Source organism: Psychrobacillus sp. BM2, from assembly GCF_048572895.1.
In the GTDB taxonomy this organism is placed as follows: domain Bacteria; phylum Bacillota; class Bacilli; order Bacillales_A; family Planococcaceae; genus Psychrobacillus.
Genome location: NZ_CP183878.1, coordinates 905,733 through 925,502 on the forward strand (window position 1 = coordinate 905,733; position 19,770 = coordinate 925,502).

At 36.8% G+C, this 19,770-nt stretch carries 14 protein-coding genes; 12 read left to right on the forward strand and 2 right to left on the reverse strand.

Annotated features, from left to right (window positions below):
- The first annotated feature begins 482 nt into the window (after positions 1-482).
- From addB to ACN6MX_RS03970, 7 genes are all read left to right on the forward strand, one after another.
- Positions 483-3,977, forward strand: coding sequence for a helicase-exonuclease AddAB subunit AddB (gene addB, locus ACN6MX_RS03940; protein WP_419961379.1), 3,495 nt, complete (start codon positions 483-485; stop codon positions 3,975-3,977).
- Positions 3,964-7,674 (forward strand): helicase-exonuclease AddAB subunit AddA, encoded by a 3,711-nt coding sequence (addA, locus tag ACN6MX_RS03945; RefSeq protein WP_419961380.1) that lies wholly within the window; start codon positions 3,964-3,966, stop codon positions 7,672-7,674. Before addB ends, addA begins: the two co-directional genes overlap by 14 nt.
- Positions 7,675-7,685: 11 nt before the next feature.
- The gene (locus ACN6MX_RS03950) at positions 7,686-8,882 is read left to right on the forward strand and encodes a DUF418 domain-containing protein (RefSeq protein ID WP_419961381.1); all 1,197 of its coding nucleotides are present in this window, start codon (positions 7,686-7,688) and stop codon (positions 8,880-8,882) included.
- 45 nt (positions 8,883-8,927) lie between these two features.
- Positions 8,928-9,824 (forward strand): fumarylacetoacetate hydrolase family protein, encoded by an 897-nt coding sequence (locus tag ACN6MX_RS03955; protein WP_419961382.1) that lies wholly within the window; start codon positions 8,928-8,930, stop codon positions 9,822-9,824.
- 55 nt (positions 9,825-9,879) lie between these two features.
- The gene (locus ACN6MX_RS03960; protein WP_093537330.1) at positions 9,880-10,242 is read left to right on the forward strand and encodes a YisL family protein; all 363 of its coding nucleotides are present in this window, start codon (positions 9,880-9,882) and stop codon (positions 10,240-10,242) included.
- An 87-nt stretch (positions 10,243-10,329) separates the two neighbouring features.
- Positions 10,330-10,491 carry a hypothetical protein gene (locus tag ACN6MX_RS03965; RefSeq protein ID WP_419961383.1) on the forward strand — a complete coding sequence of 54 codons (162 nt, stop codon included), beginning with the start codon at positions 10,330-10,332 and terminating at the stop codon, positions 10,489-10,491.
- Between the two features lie 381 nt (positions 10,492-10,872).
- Positions 10,873-12,315 carry an alpha-amylase family glycosyl hydrolase gene (locus ACN6MX_RS03970; RefSeq protein ID WP_419961384.1) on the forward strand — a complete coding sequence of 481 codons (1,443 nt, stop codon included), beginning with the start codon at positions 10,873-10,875 and terminating at the stop codon, positions 12,313-12,315.
- 43 nt (positions 12,316-12,358) lie between these two features.
- On the opposite strand, the gene ACN6MX_RS03975 is transcribed toward ACN6MX_RS03970, so the two are convergent.
- Positions 12,359-13,210 carry a DegV family protein gene (locus tag ACN6MX_RS03975; protein ID WP_419961385.1) on the reverse strand — a complete coding sequence of 284 codons (852 nt, stop codon included), beginning with the start codon at positions 13,208-13,210 and terminating at the stop codon, positions 12,359-12,361.
- A gap of 21 nt (positions 13,211-13,231) precedes the next feature.
- On the reverse strand, positions 13,232-14,044 hold the full coding sequence (locus ACN6MX_RS03980; protein WP_419961386.1) for a Cof-type HAD-IIB family hydrolase: 813 nt from the start codon (positions 14,042-14,044) through the stop codon (positions 13,232-13,234).
- A gap of 300 nt (positions 14,045-14,344) precedes the next feature.
- Between ACN6MX_RS03980 and ACN6MX_RS03985 the strand changes: the two genes are divergently transcribed.
- The 5 genes from ACN6MX_RS03985 (at position 14,345) to ACN6MX_RS04005 (ending at position 19,769) form a co-directional block, all read left to right on the forward strand.
- A complete protein-coding gene (locus ACN6MX_RS03985; protein WP_419961387.1) occupies positions 14,345-15,103 on the forward strand; it encodes a prolyl oligopeptidase family serine peptidase in 759 nt (252 codons plus the stop codon).
- 49 nt (positions 15,104-15,152) lie between these two features.
- The gene (locus ACN6MX_RS03990; protein ID WP_419961388.1) at positions 15,153-15,473 is read left to right on the forward strand and encodes a metal-sulfur cluster assembly factor; all 321 of its coding nucleotides are present in this window, start codon (positions 15,153-15,155) and stop codon (positions 15,471-15,473) included.
- 944 nt (positions 15,474-16,417) lie between these two features.
- Positions 16,418-17,458, forward strand: a complete 1,041-nt coding sequence (locus ACN6MX_RS03995) for an SIS domain-containing protein (protein ID WP_419961389.1) — start codon at positions 16,418-16,420, stop codon at positions 17,456-17,458.
- Positions 17,459-17,521: 63 nt separating this feature from the next.
- On the forward strand, positions 17,522-18,811 hold the full coding sequence (locus tag ACN6MX_RS04000) for an ABC transporter substrate-binding protein (protein WP_419961390.1): 1,290 nt from the start codon (positions 17,522-17,524) through the stop codon (positions 18,809-18,811).
- Positions 18,812-18,887: 76 nt separating this feature from the next.
- Positions 18,888-19,769 carry a carbohydrate ABC transporter permease gene (locus ACN6MX_RS04005; protein ID WP_419962549.1) on the forward strand — a complete coding sequence of 294 codons (882 nt, stop codon included), beginning with the start codon at positions 18,888-18,890 and terminating at the stop codon, positions 19,767-19,769.
- Position 19,770: the final 1 nt, after the last annotated feature.

The following is a 19,770-nucleotide window of genomic DNA, read 5'->3' on the forward strand; positions in this document are numbered from 1 at the left end:
GTAGTATGTTTTGTACAATAGAGATAGGAAATTATTCGGTTTTTTTAATACTGCACTAAATATTGGATAAATCTTCCGTTTCGCAATTAAATCAGCATCGAGAGCAAGTAAGTCGAAGTGGAAGCGCAAGTTACCAGTGAAAAGGTAGAGATTTCTCCATTGAGGAACTTTCTAAACTGCCATTTACTGCTGTCTCAAGGTTTTGTTGTTTCTTTCTTAATTTAACCTTTTTCAATCAACGTTTTTATAATAATAAATCTGTTCAATTTTAAATTTGCTATCTACTCACTCAATTTATTGAAGTGAATGGTGGCGACTCCAGCGGTGGCCAACAGGATGTTGGTCACGAAGGCGTGGCCACACGAGATGGCGTACTTAGCCTTTGTTCCTTGAAAGCGTCCATCTGAAACGGAAATCACAGTATTACTTAATTTAAATAACCTTTTAAAACAATAACTTCATCTGAAAGGAGATTGAAGCCAGTGTCGTTACGAATAGTTAGTGGCCGATCAGGCTCCGGAAAAACAACCTTTATCCATCAAGAAATGATTACAGAACTACAAAAAGCTTCTATAGGAGACCCAATATTCTACATAGTACCTGACCAAATGTCATTTTCCAGTGAATATGACCTTGCAGCAGAATCAGGACTTCCTGGACTAATTCGAGCACAGGTAACGACATTTAAACGATTAGCATGGCGTGTCCTCCAAGAAACTGGTGGCATTTCCAAAGAAGAAATAAGTGGTTTCGGTTACCGCATGCTCATACGTAGCCTACTTGAAAACCACAAAGACGAATTTACGCTGTTTAAACGGGCAGCAACTAAAAGAGGATTCACCGATCAAATTGAAGTATTGCTAAAAGAGTTTAGTAGATACTGTATGGATTATTCTACAATGGCAAATGCCCTAAGTAATTTAGAAAATGTGAATGCACCTAAAACACTTATAGATAAATCCTCCGATATAATGCTGATGCTTGAAAAGGTAGAGCAAAAACTAGGTGTCAGTTATATTGATGGGGAAGGGTACTTAACTTTATTAGCCACTAAAATAAAAGACTCAACATTACTTGCAAAAACAGATCTATACATCGATGGATTCACTTCATTTACACCGAGAGAATTAGAGATTATCGAGGAATTAATGAAACAAGTGAAGCGCATTACAATTGCCCTTCCTATGGAAACCTTGCAGGATGCACTAGATGACCAATCACTCTTCTATCAACCAGCAAATACATGTGCAATATTATTAGAAATAGCGCAAACCGAAAAAATTGAAATAGAAGAAACGGTATATCAACATGAACAGAAACGTTTTATATCACAGGAAATTGCACATATTGAGGCTAATCTAGATCAGCTTCCACCCCTGCAAATAAAGTCAGAGGGTAATATTCGAATAACGGAAGCTGCCAATCGTCGTGCAGAAATGCATGCAGTAGCAAGACAAATACGGGAATTGATGCAACAGAGAAATATTCGTTATAGCGAAATGGCTATTTTACATAGAGATGCAGATACATATGAAGGATTAATTGAGACAATTTTTCCACAGTATGATATTCCTGCTTTCATTAGTAAAAAGAAACCGATGTTACATCATCCGCTCATTGAACTTAGTCGGACAATTTTAGAGATAATTCGAACGGACTGGAAATACGAACCAGTTTTTCGTGCAGTGAAGACTGATTTATTTTTTCCATTAGATGCTCCTAAAAAAACATGGAGAGAGCGTGCAGATCGTTTAGAGAATTTTGTGCTAGCATTTGGAATATACGGAGATAGATGGCTGGATGAAAGACGCTGGGTGTATAAAAAATATCGTGGCTTAGAGTTTTACTCCAAAGTGCAAACAGATGAAGAAATTAGTATTCAAGCAGATATTCATACAATGAGAGACTTGATCGTCGAACCCATTAAAGTCCTTTCCGATCAGTTGAAACAAAGCAAAACAGGAAAGGATTATGCAATAGCTATCTATTCCTTTATAGAATCACTAAATGTCTATGAAAAACTGCAAAGCCTGAAGCTAGCAGAAGAGGAAAACGGCCAATTACTTCTAGCTTCCGAGCATGAGCAAGTTTGGAACGAGTGGGTAAATGTAATCGACCAGTTTGTATTGATGTTTGGCGAAAAAGAAATGTCCTTAGAGGAAGTAACAAAAATTTTAGACGAGGGTTACGACCAGCTAGCTTTTTCAAGCATTCCACCTACGATTGACCAAGTGATTGTTGGAAATGTTGATATTATTCGTTTAACAAATATAAAAGCTGCTCTTGTGGTTGGCGTAAATGATGGAGCTTATCCAAAACGGATGGATCATGAAGGATTGTTAACAGATACAGAGCGGGAATGGTTCACGCAAATAGGATTTGAACTTGCACCAACGTCGAAAATGCGTTTGATGGACGAAAATTATTTAATATATAAAGCATTCGTAACAGCATCCCATTTTTTATACGTATCGTATCCGATGGCAGATAACGAAGGAAAAGCACTGTTGCCTTCCATGTATATTAAAAAACTACATCAAATGGTAAGTGATTTACCTGTTGAAGTTGCTGTCGTGGATCCGAGTGATATGCTATCAGATGAATTAGATTTGACTTCCATTAGTCACCCACGCCCTACATTGCCTTATGTTGTCATGCAGCTTAGAGAAGCACTAGAAATTGGGGAGTTATCGCCAGTTTGGCAGTCTGTATACCAATATTATTTAGAGGATCCATATTGGACAAAGTTAATGAAGAGAATTACCAAGCCCCTAACTCATGGCAATAAAACCGAAAGATTAAATGAAGAAATGACTGCTGCACTTTACGGGGAAACGATGCTATCCAGTGTGTCTCGTGTAGAAAAATATTATAGCTGCCCATTTGCACATTACGCATCTTACGGCTTAAAGCTAGAGGAACGTGAAGAGTATAAACTAGAAGCACCTCAAATGGGAGACTTATTCCATGCAGCTTTAAAATGGATTGCTGATGAGACGCAGCGTTTAGATTTACTTTGGTCGCAGTTAACTCGTCAGCAATGCTACCAGCTTGCAAAACAAGCCGTCGATTATATCGTGCCTGTGTTTGTTCACCAATTATTATTAAGCACAAATCGCTATAGATATATCCAACGTAAATTGGAGCAAATCGTTGCCAATACATTAATCGCTTTAAGTAATCATTCTAAAGGATCTGGCTTTGTTCCAATTGCAATTGAAGCTGGATTCGGTCCTGGTGAGGCATTGCCAGCACTCGAAATTCCACTCAAGCGTAATCGGAAAATGCAATTACGAGGCAGAATCGATAGAGTGGATGCAGCCAATATTAACGGCAATATGTTTGTCCGGATTGTCGATTATAAATCATCTAAAAAAGGGATTGACCTGAACGAGGTTTACCATGGTATTTCTCTTCAAATGTTGACTTATTTAGACGTTGCTGTAGAAAATGCAGATATTTGGCTGCATGAGAGTGCAGATCCTGCCGGAGTTTTATATGTGCATATGCATAACCCTTTTATTCAATCGCAAAAAGAAATGGAAGATGCGGAACTTGAGGATGCTATCTATAAATCATATAAGATGAATGGTCTACTGCTCGATGATCCAGAAGTTATTATGGAGATGGACGATCAGATTTCAGGATTTTCAAAAGTTATTCCCGTACGGATGAATAAAGACGGAAATCTGTCGAAATCATCGTCCAAAGTTGTAGAACCGGAGCAAATGAGATTGCTGCAATCCTTTGTTCGTAAAAAGCATGAACAAGCAGGAAACGGGATGAATGCTGGGGATACTCGTGTTCTACCATATCGAATAAAAGATAAAATGCCATGTAATTATTGCTCGTATCGAAGTGTTTGCCAATTCGATCCCGGGGATCCGGCGCAACAAGTACGAGTATTAAAAGTGGAGCAGCCAGAAATAGTAGCAGAAAAAATTCGACAGGAGATGAGTCCAAATGAAGATTCCTAATATGCCAGCAGAGCTAACATGGACACCTGCACAATGGAAGGCAATCTGGGCAACGGGTTCAGATGTGCTCGTTTCCGCTGCTGCAGGTTCTGGGAAAACGGCTGTCCTCATCGACCGACTCATTCAAAAAGTGATTGCCAAAGAACAGCCGATCAATGTCGATGAGCTATTAGTCGTTACCTTTACTAATGCTTCAGCTGCAGAAATGCGCCACCGTATGGGAGAGGCACTAGAGAAGGCAATTGCGAACGACCCAACATCCAATCATTTACGAAAACAACTCAGTTTGTTAAATAAAGCGCAAATTTCTACACTACATTCGTTTTGTTTAAATATTGTACGACAGTATGCGTATATGTTAACGATAGATCCAGGTTTCCGCATTGCAAATGAAACTGAAGCAGCGATAATGAGAGACGATATGTTAGCAGAAGTGCTTGAAGAGGCTTACCATGTCGACAATCCAGAAGCAATGTACCGATTGTCGGACAGTTTCACCTCCGATCGTGACGATCAATCGATAGAAGTAATGATTGAAAAACTCTATTCCTATTCGCGCGTACACCCAGAGCCTAGGAAGTGGTTGGAGGCAATTCCAGAGGCATATAATCTACTGGAAGATATGACGATAGATGAGCTATCATTTATTGGCCCATTGAAGCTTGCAATCATTCATCATTTAGAAGAGGCAATTGCCGTAACCGAAGAGATTCGTAGACTTGCAAATGAACCAAATGGGCCAGCACCTCTTGCAGAAACTGCAATAATTGATCAGCAAATGATTCAAGAGGCAGTAGATTTGATGAAGAATAGCTCGTGGCAAAGCGTTTTTCATTACTTCCAAGGTATTAAATGGGGAAGAGCAGCAGCGATAAAAAAAGATTCCTGTGATGAAGGATTGAAAAATCAAGCGACTAATAAACGCACTAAAGTGAAGAAAATAGTCAATGACCTAAAGGATAATTACTTCACTCGAACACCAGAAAGACTGCTAGAGGAAATGCGATTAATGGCACCACAGCTGCAAAAACTTGTGGAACTTACTATAGCTTACGGGGAAAGGTATACCGCAGCTAAAAATGAAAAAGGTCTTGTAGACTTTTCAGATTTGGAGCATTACGCTTTAGATATTTTATCTGAGAAGGATGAAAATGGTGAACTTATTCCTTCCGATATAGCAAAGGAATATAAGTCTCGTTTTAAAGAAGTGTTAGTAGATGAATATCAGGATACAAATTTACTACAAGAGACCATTTTACAGTTTGTGAAAAGTGGCGATGAAAACACCGGGAATATGTTCATGGTAGGAGATGTCAAGCAATCCATCTATCGATTCCGTTTAGCAGAACCAATGCTATTTTTAGGGAAATACCTTGCATTCCATGATCTTCCAGTCGATTCTGGTATTAAAATAGATTTAAATGCCAACTTCCGCAGTAGAAAAGAAGTGCTGCATGCAACGAATTATATTTTCAGTCAAATTATGGGGGAACAAGTAGGGGAAATCGAATACGATGAAGCTGCTTCGTTAAAACCTGGAGCACCTTATGAAGAAACCGAAACACCTGTCGAGCTTGCTCTCCTATATGAAGTAGAAGATGGCAGTGCGGAGCCGAGTGAGGAAGAAGAAACGATTGAAGTAATGGCCGAAGAGGAATTAAAAAAATCGCAAGCCGAAGCACGATATATTATTTCGAAAATAAATGAAATGATTCAGTCTGAAGCAACTGTTTATGATCCGTGGAAAAAAGTTCATCGACCAGTTCAATTTAGTGACATGGTTATATTAATGCGCTCGATGACATGGTCTGGAGAGGTTACCGAGCAATTTAAAGAAGCTGGAATTCCTTTGTACGCAGAGCTTTCGAAGGGATATTTTGAAGCAATTGAAGTGCTAATTATGCTTCATACGCTTCGTACAATAGATAATCCGTATCAGGATATATCCCTTGCATCTGTTCTAAGGTCGCCATTTGTTGGGCTAACAGAGTCAGAATTAGCACTTATTCGTTTATCTGCTCCAAAGGAACCATTCTACGATGCAATGAAAACATTTGTGTCGAGTGGGGGAGCTGGGCTATCGTCAGATACAGCTGAGAAACTACAAAGATTCTTGCTTCAATATGAAGATTGGCGCGATTTAAGTAGAAGAGGCTCACTCGCAGATTTAATATGGCAAATATACTTGGATACGCATTACTACGAAATAGTAGGTGCGATGCCAAATGGCAAGCAAAGACAAGCGAACCTTCGTATCCTTCACGACCGTGCAATCGATTATGAGAAAACTTCCTTCCGAGGACTGTTCCGCTTTTTACGTTTTATCGATCGTATGCGTCAACGAGGGGATGATTTAGGGGCGGCACGCGCTATTGGGGAAAAGGAAAATGTCGTCCGTTTAATGACGATTCATTCTTCCAAAGGGTTGGAATTTCCGGTTGTGTTCTTAGCTGGAATGGGTAGACCTTTTAACCAAATGGATTTTAATGAGTCTTATTTATTTGACCAATCGTTTGGGCTCGCGGTAAAAGCAATTGATCCTGACAAGCGAATTTCTTATACTTCTTTGCCATTTTTGTCTATGAAAGAGAAAAAACAAATGGAGTTGAAGGCGGAGGAAATGCGTGTTTTATATGTGGCGATGACACGTGCCAAAGAGCATTTATTCCTCATTGGATCTATAAAAGATTTAGCAAAAACGTTGGAAAAATGGGAGGATGCCCAAAACGTTTTGAGTGATGAAATGCTGCCAGGCTATATGCGTGCGAAAGCAAAAGGCTATTTAGACTGGATTGGGCCAGCTTTAGCGAGACATACAAATTTCAGCCAGCTATCGGATGTAAATGAAGCAAATATCGTGGATAGTGAATCCAAATGGAAGATTGTCGCTATATGTGTAGATGACTTAAAACATGTGGTACAAGAGGAAGAAAAAGAAGCTATTGTATTGGAACAACTGATAGACCCTGCAAAAAGTCTTTATTTAAAGGAAATTCAGGACCGTTTCGACACAAAATATACCCATGAAATCACTACACATAAACGTTCCAAGCAATCAGTAAGTGAGATGAAGAAAATTCAGCAGCTGATGGAACGCTCAGACGATGACTATTTTCAAATGTCTGGTCCTACTAGTCTGAAGAAGATTGCGAAGCGTCCTTTCTTCCTACAGCAGGAAACAAAATTGACAGGTGCAGAAGCAGGTACCGCAGTCCATGCTTTTATGCAAAACGTTGATCTTCACGAGGAAAAAAATGAGGAGCAGGTTCTCCTTTTTGCAGAAAGACTTGTAGAACGTGAAATTTTAACGAAAGCTGAACAGGCTGCTATAGATCCAAGTAAAATGGTTCGTTTCTTCCGTTCAGATATAGCTATGCGATTGCGAAATGCGAAAGAAGTTATGAGAGAATTTCCTTTTACGTATGCACTTGAGGATGATGATGGCGACAAACAAATTATTCAAGGTGTCGTAGATTGTCTATTTTTAGAGGATGATGGACGTTGGGTTTTATTGGACTATAAAACGGATAAAGTAAAACATCTAGTTAAGGATGAATCGTTACTACAGCAAGAAATGCAAAAACGCTATCAAATTCAATTGTCTCTATATACACAGGCAATCGAGGCGATTTTAAAAGTACAGATAAAAGAAAGAGTACTATACTTATTTGATGTAAATAGAACAGTGTCATTATAGGGGGAGAAAGCTTGCTCATCAAACCAACTGGAGTAAATGAACGCATCATCTCAATAGATGTTATGAGAGGGTTCGCCTTACTAGGTATATTCGTCGTGAATATGTTGTTTTTCCATACTCCATACATTTATATTAACCCATATACTTGGTATCAAAATCCAAGTGATTATGAAATGTTTAAAATGATTGACATTTTTGTACAAGGAAGTGTGTATCCGTTATTCTCCATGTTATTTGGATACGGGTTGGCTATGCAATTTATGAAGTCTGAAGCAAATGATAGTCCTTTTGCAAAATTTGCTGTTCGTAGATTAACCGTTTTGTTATTAATCGGATGTGTTCATGCTTTTCTTATATGGGCAGGAGACATCTTGATAACGTATGCTTTAGCAGGATTTGTTTTAATACTTATGATTAGATTGAAGCCAATTTGGTTACTTCTTATAAGTCTAATCTTATTTTTAGTACCAAATGGTTTACTTAGTGGCTTAATGTACTTGGGGTCCTTAGTAAAACCGGATAGCGTGATTATTTATGCTGGAATACAGGATATCGAAGCATCTGTACTTGCATACGGTCAAGGATCATGGACGGATATATTTTGGCAACGATTAAATGATTGGCTTAATATGAATGAAGTAAGTGCTGCACTCCTATTAATGTTCATTACTATTGTTCCATTCCTACTATTAGGTGCAGCTGCAGCCAAATGGAAGCTTATCGAAAGAGCGAAAGAGTTAAAAGTTTTTTGGATTGTTACAACAATAGTTGCATTAGCTTTAGGTACATCCATTAAATGGATTCCTTATATAAAGGAAGCAAATGCATTAACGATGTATATCCAAGATGTTTTTGGAGGACCACTACAAGCAATTGCTTATGCAGGAGTCATCGCCATGCTTTGCTCCATTCCAATTGGTGCTAAGATACTTTCGCCAATTGGGAAGCTTGGTAGAATGTCCATGACAATATATTTAATGCAATCGATTATTGCAACTACTATTTTTTATGCCTACGGATTCGGCTTATACGGTAAGATTGATATAAGCACTGGGACATGGATGGCTGTCGGTATTTACGTGCTACAAATAGTTTTTGCAGAGATTTGGTTTATGAAGTTTAAGCAAGGCCCTGTTGAGTTATTATGGAGAAAACTGACTTATTCGAATAGTTTAGCGAAAATAGATGAAAAGAAAGTTAATTTGTAATAGACTTATAGATAGATTCAAAACTATTAAGGGAGTGTCCATTAGATGAAACTATTATCCTACCGTTTAAACGACAAAATTTACTTCGGACCAAAAGTCAAAAAAGAAGAGGCAGTATGGGATGTTTTTCACATTCAGGAGACGCTCCAAGTATTATCCGAATTTCCAACTACGATTGTAGAAGGTGTGCGTTTAGGAATGGATTTTGTCGAACAAATCCGTAAATTAGTAGAAGCTGCGTTAGCGGCTGAAAATCCAAATAGTTATAAACGTTCTTTTACAGAAATCGAGTGGCTGTCACCAATTCCGCGTACCCCAAAAAATATTATGGCAGTCGGTAAAAACTATGCTGACCATGCGAAAGAAATGGGTGGCTTAGCAAGTGATTTTGTTGTATTTACGAAGTCTCCAACTTCCATTGCAGCAGATGAACAAACTCTTTCACTACATGCAGATATAACAAACTCCTACGATTACGAAGGCGAGCTTGCAATCGTTATTGGAAAACAAGGAAAAAATATTCCGGAAAAATTGGCGTATGATTATATTTTTGGATACACAATTGCTAATGATTTAACTGCACGTGATTTACAAACAAAGCATCAGCAATATTTCTTAGGGAAGAGTCTAGATGGATCTTGTCCGATGGGGCCATTCTTAGTGACTAAAGATGAGTTGCCAAATCCACAGGAACTAGCTGTCGTGACGAAGGTGAATGATGAAATTCGTCAAAATGGGAAAACCTCAGATATGGTGTTTTCAGTTGAAAAAATTATTGCTGAAATTTCAAAATCGGTTAGCCTTGAACCAGGCGATGTAATATTAACAGGAACCCCTGCAGGTGTAGGTAAAGGATTTAATCCACCACGCTACCTAAAATCAGGAGATATAGTCAAAATCTCGATTGAAGGAATAGGTACATTAGTGAACAAATTCGAGTAACATGGTACACTAAATAGGATAGTAGTAAACTACAAGTATAATTGAGGTGGAAAAAATGGATTTTCTAGCAAGAACTGATTTACACATTACCACTTGGGTAGTCGCACTAATCCTATTTTTTGTAGCATTAGCGATTGCTAAACCTAAAGTAGTTCATATGATTTTACGTTTGTTCTACATCCTAATCATCATTTCTGGGGTTGCTTTGTTCATCAAGGGCATGGACTTTGGTGAAGGAATGCTTTACGGATTTAAATTCCTAGCAGGCATATTAGTAATTGGAATGATGGAAATGACTTTAGTGAAAAAGGCAAAAGGGAAACCGTACACAACTTTCTTAGTGTTAGTATTTGTTTTCTTTTTGATCGCACTTTTCCTTGGATTCAAATTACCAATGGGTATCAACTTTTTAGCATAGGTTTTGGGAAGCTTTCACTTAGTGAAAGCTTCTTTTCAATTCAACTATATTCTAGTATTTTGAGAGAGAAGAAGGGAGGAGGAGCAAATGGGAATAACAATGCTAATATTAGTCATTGTCCTAATGATTGCATTTGTAGGCACATCATTTGTAATTGCCAGCCTACAAAAAAACAACACCGATTCTCTGGGTGAACACCAATCACAAATCCTTCAAGAATTCCTTAAAACTGGAAAGCCACCGGAATGATCGGTGGTTTTGTTTTGGAATAAAAATTTGTCACAAGGGTAGTGGTGTTAAGGGCTATATGTTCGATGTTATGGACTATTTCGTTACACTTATGGGCTAAAGTGGAAAATTTAAGGGCTATATCGAAGTTTATAGGCTCCTATTGATGATTTATGGGCTATCTGCGAACATTTAAGGGCTTTTTAATCGTCGCATAGAGCAAGTATCTACCGTAGTAGAAGGGCGAGTAACCAATAGGTAACAGATTTTAGTGACTACTTCGCAACCTGTCACAGTTTGGACGAAATATTATAGATATTTATTGCTTTAATTGCGAAACGATAGCGATTAAAACACAGCTTTGCTAAAATGAAATGTATATGCGTCAAAGGAGGATTTACCTTGAAGTTAACAAAATGGATTGTAACTGGATTGCTGATGAGTAGTCTTTGCCTAGCGACAACTCAAGTGAGCAATGCAGAAACGAATAGCTCTATACATAACGAAAGTATTTATGATCTATATGTAGATCGTTATTTCAATAAAATAGGAACGAATGATTATGATGTCGACCCAAAAGATCCAAATGCATTCGCAGGTGGGGATTTTCTTGGTGTTATGGAAAAAATGACGCATATTAGCGATATGGGCTTTACTACTATCTCGATTGGTCCTGTTTTTGCAACAGAATCCTATGATGGAAAGCGGGTTTTAAATTTTGATGAATTGGAAAGACACTTTGGGACTCCAAAAGAATTTAACGAGTTATTAGACAAATCTCACGAAAAAGATTTAAAGATTATGGTTGAATTTCCTCTAAATAATTATAGTGAGAACCATATTTGGGCAGCTGATAACGAGAAAAAAGATTGGATACTCTCAACAGAAGATGGTCAAATGCATCTAGATTTGACAAATACTGATGTACAACAAGCTCTTATAGATACACTCGTAAATTTTGCAGAAACCTACAAAATTGATGGTGTTAAATTGTCTGAGTTAGAAGGGGCACCGACTTCATTTATTAATGATTTAATTGCAGCTGTAAAAGAAGTGCGCGATCCTATGTATGTCATAGCTCTTGAAGAGTCAGAAGCTAATTTTGATCTGGAATATTCAGAACAGCTAATGCTAGATTTCCGGGACACTTTTAAAAATACAGATTTACCTTCGGAGTCTATTTCTTTAGCAAATGAAAATAATCTTTTAATGGTGGATCATTTGTTGACCGAGCGAATTACATATTATAGTGCCATAGAGAATATGTTCCCGCCAACTCGTATTAAAATGGCGATTGGTACTATTCTTACATTACCAGGTGTACCTTATATGACATATGGTACTGAAATAGCGATGAATGGTCAAAATCCACAAGATAGCCACCAAATTATGAATTTCCGTGTAGATGAGGAGCTAATTGAATATTTAAAAGACATGGCCTCCATCCGAACAAAATCAGAAGCAATGCGAACTGGTAAAATGGAATTGTTAGAAAATAAAGATGGTTATGCCGTCTATAAACGATACTCTGATGAAGAAACATTTATCGTTGTTGTTAATAATACAAGTGAGACAAAAAGGATAGACATCTCTAAAGAGGAAATAGGCGAAGACAAGGAACTACGTGGTTTATTTGAATCGGATATAGTCCGTGCTACCGATGATGGTACATACCGTTTAGTACTGGATAGAGAAATAGTCGAAGTGTATCAAGTTAAAGAAGACAAAGGGCTAAATGGTGCCTACATTGCGGCAATGGCCATCGCTTATTTATTGTTTATGTTATTCTTAGTCATTGTTTGGAAAAAAGGGAAACAGCGTAGATTGGATGAAGAGAAAAAATAAATGAAAAAACTGTTCCCATAAAAATTAGGGGAACAGTTTTTAATTAAGCCAATTTATTTAAAAAGAATAATCCCATTGTTCCGGGACCGACATGCGCTCCGACTGTAGAACCAATGGAGTGAATTTCAATACTCTTCGGATGAAATCTTTCCTCAATCATTTGTTTTAAATCTAGTGCTGTAGGTTCATCATCACTATGACAAAGTGCGATGGATTGTTCACTAATGCTATCACCACGTTCGTCCATCATATCAATCATTCGCTTCAATACTTTTTTGCGCCCACGGATTTTTTCAAGGGGAACTAGCTTGCCATCCTCCACATGAAGAAGTGGTTTAATATTAAGTAATCCACCAACAAATGCGCTCGCTTTCGAAACTCTCCCACCACGTGCTAAGTAATCCAAATCCTCCACGGTGAATAAATGCTCCATATGCTCTGCATGAAAACGTACTTTTTCAATAATTTGAGCATTGTCCAATCCTTCATCACGTAATTTAACTGCTTCTTTTAATACTAAACCATACCCTAGCGATGCACATTGCGAATCGATAATCGTTAGCTTTAAATCTGGATAAGTTTCTAATAACTGTTCACGCATCATCACAGCTGTACTATACGTTCCAGAAAGGGCCGATGAAAATGCTATATATAAGCCCTCTTCTCCAGATTTTGCAAGATCCTCAAACAAGCGTAAAAATAATTCCGGTGAAACCTGTGAAGTTTTTGGATGCTTTCCTGCACGGATTGCTGCGTAAACTTCAGAAGAATCAATACCAATAATGTCCTCATATTCATCCTCATCAATATGAACTCTAAGTGGCGCTAAAAGAACGTTGTTATCTTCAAAGAAAGCTTTTGGTAAATCTGTAGCACTATCAGCAAATATTCTCATTTCCCATCCTCCTGCAACTAATTATTTAGTTAATTTTAATCTTTCTATTAAGAATTCTGCAATACCATCTTCATTATTTGTTAACGTTATTTCATTGGCAATACTTTGAAGAGGACTTATGGCATTTCCCATTGCTACTCCAACACCGGCATACTCTATCATTTCTAAATCATTATCTTCATCACCAAATGCAATAATGCGTTCCTGTGGAATATTTAAAAACTCCGATACTTGTGATAATCCAACAGCCTTATTTAAACCATGCTTTACAATCTCGATGACATCCCATGGGGCACCCCAACGACGATGATCAATTACTTCTGCGTGTACATCTCTTAGATGCTGACGAACTAAATCCACTGAATCTTCTTCTGCATGGATGAGTAAACTTGTTGGATCAGTTTTCAAAAGAGACTTTAAATCTCCCGTTGTTACGTGTGGATTCCCTAATGAAAAAGCCGAAAGTATTTTTTCATCGTGATAATGTAAATACACATCATCTAGTACCTCAGCGAGCATATTTTTGATGGAATAACTTTCTACAGCCTCTACTACTTGTTTAACAACCTTTAAATCTATCGGAGTATGTACAGTTTTCCAAGAAGAACTTCTAGGATGATGAACAAATGCCCCATTGAAGTTAACAATTGGTGTACTCAAACCTAGCTCTTTATAATACATTTCACTGGATCTATATGGTCTGCCAGTGGCAATCATCACTTCATGTCCCTCGTTTTTTGCTTGTTGCAGTATGTGTTTAGTTTTGGTTGAAATTACCTTTTCATCGGTCAATAAAGTTCCATCTAAATCTAGCACGATTAAATGCGGTTTCATAAAAAAACTCCCTTCTATCTTACCTTAAAGTGTATCGTTTTCAATGAATAACGTCAAAATATGTAAAGTGAAACTTCAATTAGTGGAGTTATTTTCGTCTCCACTAATTAAAAAAATGAACTCAGGCAAACAACGCCGCTTCGTGCGGCAACACCTGAGTGACCAACATCCTGTTGGCCTGAACCATTCGGGCTTTAACGGGCAGTTAATTTTACTGCCCGTTAATGCGGGATAAATCAACCTCTTTGTACTCTCCAAATTACTTTGGTAGAATAATAATAGAAGAAAGGCGGGATATCAATGATAGTCACTGATGAGACATGGGGAAGCATTCCGTTATTACATATCTATAATGAAGAAATTAAAAAGAATGCTCCAATTGTCATCTTTTTACACGGATTTGAAAGTGCGAAAGAACATAATTTACATTACGCATATCAGCTTGTTCAACAAGGATGCCGCGTCATTCTACCAGATGCACATTTACATGGTGAACGAGATGAAAAATTAGATGAAGTGGAAATAAGTTTACGCTTTTGGGAAATAGTTTTAACTACCATTGAAGAAGTTGGACTTATTAAACATGAATTAGAACAACTTGGCTATTTCACAGATCAAAAAATTGGTGTAGCTGGGACGTCTATGGGTGGAATCACAACTTTAGGTTGTTTAACGGTCTATCCGTGGATTGAAGCTGCTGCCATTATGATGGGAACGCCTGGTTATGTAGAGCTCGCAAAAGCACAAATAGCTTCGGTAGAGAAAAAAGGATTCAAAATACCATTGAATGCAGATGAGCGAAAAAATATGTTTGCCACATTATCCAAATTTGACGCATCAAGCCATCTGGACAACCTTATTGAGACACCATTATTTTTCTGGCATGGGGAAAAGGATCCTGTAGTACCATATGAACCAACTTCCCGATTTATCGCTTCTCTAAGAAAACAATACGATAAAAAGAATATCGTATTGATGAATGAGAAAACAGCAGGACACGCAGTATCAAGAAAAGGAATGCTAGCTTCTATGCAGTGGCTTGCAAACAGTTTGGCATAAACGGATGAGTTTGATATGATTGAGATATAGAATAGAGGAGGTTTTCAAAATGAGTCAAGATGCAGAACAAGATATGAAGGATAGTATGATGGCCGCTCTTGAGAACGTTATCGACCCTGAACTAGGCATTGATATTGTCAATTTAGGTTTAGTATATGATGTACAATTAGCAGATGAAGATATCGCAAAAGTTACAATGACATTAACATCAATCGGTTGTCCAATGGGTCCACAAATTGTCGATCAAGTAAAAACAGCACTTAGTGAACTGCCTGAAGTAAAAGATACAGATGTAAATATTGTCTTTAATCCACCATGGTCAAAAGAAAATATGTCCCGCTACGCTAAAATAGCACTTGGTGTAAGATAATAGCGATATATGTAAGAACAAAAAGTCGAATCCATTAATGGTTCGACTTTTTTTAAATAGGAACAATAGAAATATACCATGAACACTGAGTTCCCAATACATTTAAGAGTGAATAATACTACTTATTTTCGTTTCAGGTGGAGACAAAGGAACTATGGCTAAGAATGTCATCTTTCACTTCAATCAATTAGTGTGTAGTACCCGATTATGAGATTTAGTATAGCTTATCGCTTAGCTGATAAGATTGGTCAAATTATTTGTAATGGATTTTGAATTAGAAATGCAATCATCCAATGATAGAGGAAGAAAGCGGATTTCTTTTGTACTAGTGGAAGTATAGAGAAATAGTAAGTGTTTGCCAAATAAAGAAGCGAAATAGCGAACGAAATTGTATCTTCGTGAGCTTACTCTATGAATAGTTAGTAGCTTTTCTCTAGTTAACCAAAAATGTATTAACCTGTTTATAAAAGTTGAAGAAGGGCGACGGACAGACAAAAGCTATAAGATTACCGAGAAAAGAGATGCTGGTCGTGACGTTAGTCACGACCAGCTGCTCTAAAAAAACATTCGGTAATACTAAAGCAATAAGTCTGTCCAGAGCACCTCGAAAACGTTAGAAACAGGTTTTGAACTATAAGGACCGTGCGTTTTTTTGCTCGGTTTTTCTTAGAGAATAAGAAATTATATAAAAATGTAAAGTTAGCACAAGGTTCAATATATATTTACAAAATAATTATTATTGCTCGTTTTGAATGAAAATAAGAGCCTTACTACATTTTCGAGTGTAGTAAGGCTCTTATTGTATAGAAAGTTTAGCAATACGTAGATTTAAATAAAAAAAAATAAAGTTCAAAAAAAAATGTCTTGACTTTTCTAAATATTTTAAATTATTATATTAATTAATATAACGTCATATGACGTTATAAAAAAACGGAGGTGTTTTAATGACACAAGAACAACTTACATTGGATGAGAAGTTGAATAAGGCAGAGGCAGGAAAGAAAGTAAAAATGAGTGGAGTTCACTCAAGTCAAATTGAAAAAATAATTTCGGCTGTTAAAGAAAGAAATATTCAAAATATCTTCTTTGTTGCATGTGGTGGCTCAATGGCTTCACTTTCATTTGGAGAGTATTTTATTAGTAAAGAGACAAATGTCCCTAGTTATGTTTTTACCTCAAATGAATTTATTCATCGAAATCCCAAAGGACTTAATGAAAATAGTCTTGTAGTAGTTCGCTCTCATTCTGGCAATACCCCTGAAACTGTTGAGGCAGCAAGTTTCGCAAGGGAGAAAGGAGCATTAACTGTAGCGATTTCAATGCTTGTAGATTCACCTTTGTGTAAAGAAGCAGAATATATCATGCATTATAATTATAAAGATGATTCAAACGCAATAGATTGTGAAGTTGGAATGTTTTATACATTCATTTTTGAATTATTGCAAGCGCTCTCTCCTAATGAAAAATATTCTCGTGTTTTAAATCAGTTATCTAATTTAGATGAATTGTTGGCTAAGAATATAAAATTATTCTCCACAGCAGGTAATGAATTTGGGAAAAAATATAAGAGAGAAAATATAATTTATACAATGGCTAGTGGTGCTTATATTCATCATGCATATTCTTTCACAAGTTGTTTGCTGATGGAAATGCTATGGAAACATTCCAATGCTATTCATTCAGGTGAATTCTTCCATGGACCATTTGAGATTACAGATTACGATGTTCCTTTTCTAGTGATATTGGGAGATGGGCCTAGCAGACCACTAGATCAAAGAGCATCGGATTTCGTGAAAAAATTTAGTGACAAAGTAGAAGTAGTAGATATTGAAACCCTAAACTACGATGGAATTGATGAAGATTTGAAAGAATACTTTGGTCCTGCACTTACAGGAGCCGTATTACGTGTTTACGCTGATGGACTTGCAGAACATACAGGTCATCCACTATCTGTACGCCGCTATATGTGGAAAATGGAATACTAATCTATTAACTAATCTTAGCTTTTATATTATGGATCTATTAAACGAGGAGAGAGGTGTTTTATAGTGAAGAAAATTCTTAGTCTTTTAACTTTCCTAGGTCTTCTATTACTAGTTCTAGCTGCTTGTAATTCTGATGAAGGGGCTACTACCCCTGCTAATGCTAGTGTGAATAATAAAGATATAGTTGAAATTGACTTTTTTCACCGTTGGCCAAATGAACCAAGAAAATCATTTTATGACCAAAAAATTGCTGAATTCCAAGAAGCAAATCCTAACGTAAAAATAAATGTTGACTCAGTTTTAAACGATTCTTATAAAGAGAAGATACGCGTATTAGTCTCAAATGATGGTCTACCAGATATCTTTTCTTCTTGGTCTCATAGTTTTGCTGAAAACCTTGTTAGCTCCGATCGCATCATGTCACTGAATGATATTATTAAGGAAGATGCAGACTGGTCTTCGAATTTTATGGAAACACAATTTGATGGTTTCACTTTTGATGATACCACTTACGGAGTTCCGTTCACGGTTGATGGAAAAGCTTTCTTCTATAATAAGTCTATTTTTGAGGAAAATAATATTCAGGTTCCTAAAACTTATAATGATATGATTGATGCTCTTGACTCTTTACAAAAAGCTGGTTATGAAACACCTTTAGTGGAGGGACTTACGAATACTTGGGCAATCTCTCACTATCTTGGTACCATTTTCCAACGTATAGTAGATCCAGAAATTCTTGCTCAAGATTATAATACTTCAACTGCTAAATTTACTGATGAAGGTTATATTAAAGGATTAGAAATTTTCCAAGAACTTACTTCTTACATGGGCGAAGTTTCAACTGCAATCGATCATGAAGCTGCTAGAAACATGTTTGCTGCAGGAGAGGTGCCGATTCTTTATATGCAATTTGCTGAAGTAAAAATGGTTCAAGATATTGGTGATGTAAATATTGGATTTTTTAACTTCCCATCAATTGATGGAGGTAAAGGAGACCAAACTGCTTTGACAGGTGCACCAGAGGGCTGGATGCTAAGTAAAAATGCTCCACCTGAAGCTGTGGAATTTTTGAAATTTTTAACTTCACCTGAAACAGCTATGGAATTCACAAAAGTTGATGGTCAATTAAACGCTATTAAAGGTGGAATAACTGAAGAAAATGCAAATCCGACTAGTTTAGAAGCATATGACATCTTACTAGATTCTTCATCTACTGCAGTTTGGTTTGATAATGCTGTTGATATTAATGTAGCGGATATATTTATGCGTGGTGGGCAAAGTTTAGCTACGAAACAAATTACTCCTGCTGAGATTATAGTAGAGGTCCAACAAGCAGTTAAGAAGCTTCAATAACATTTTTTATTAAATTTAAGCCCTAATGTTCATGGAATATTAGGGCTTATTAAAAAGAAGGAAGGTTGCTTGTATGATTCTTAAAAGAATAAAACTAGTTCCTGTGCTTTTTTTACTTCCTAGCCTACTTTTTTTAGGGGTATTTGTTTATATCCCCATAGTTCAAAATTTTTTTAACAGTTTTTTTGATTTTAGTGTTTTTTCTCAAACTAAGGAGTTTATAGGATCTAGATACTTCAAAGAACTTTTCGAAGATAAAATTCTTATGACCTCCTTTGCGAATAATATAAAATATGCAGTAATCTCAGTAATTTTCCAAGTTTTTTTTGCTTTGATTTTAGCAACTATACTAGAAGATAAATTATTTAGAAGAATAGCCCCTACTTTAAGAGTAATATATTTTATCCCCGTTATGATTTCTATTTCAGTTATCGCATTGTTATTTAGCTTTATCTATAACCCACAGATGGGATTATTAAATAGTTTTTTAGAATTAATTGGACTTGAAAGTCTGGCGAAGCCTTGGTTAGGAAATGCTACTACAGCAATTTATGCTGTGATTGCAATGTCACAATGGCAAAGTGTTGGGTTCATTACAATGCTATTCATTGTGGCTATACAAAAAATTCCGAAAGACTTATATGAGGCCGCTGATATAGATGGTGCAGGTAGAATTCGAAAGTTTTTTAACATTACAGTACCTCAAGTAAAAGAAACAATGTTTGTGAATATTTTGATAACAGTTACAGGCTCAATGCTTGTCTTTAATGAACCATATATTCTTACCAGTGGTGGTCCTGGTATTAGTTCTATGACATTATCTGTGCATATGTATCAACTTGGATTTATAAAAGACAATATGGGATACGCTTCAGCTGTAGCTACCCTTATCTTTGTAGTGACTGCTATATTTGCTTTAATTCAAATAAAAGTGTCCGGCACTGGAAAGGACGAATGAA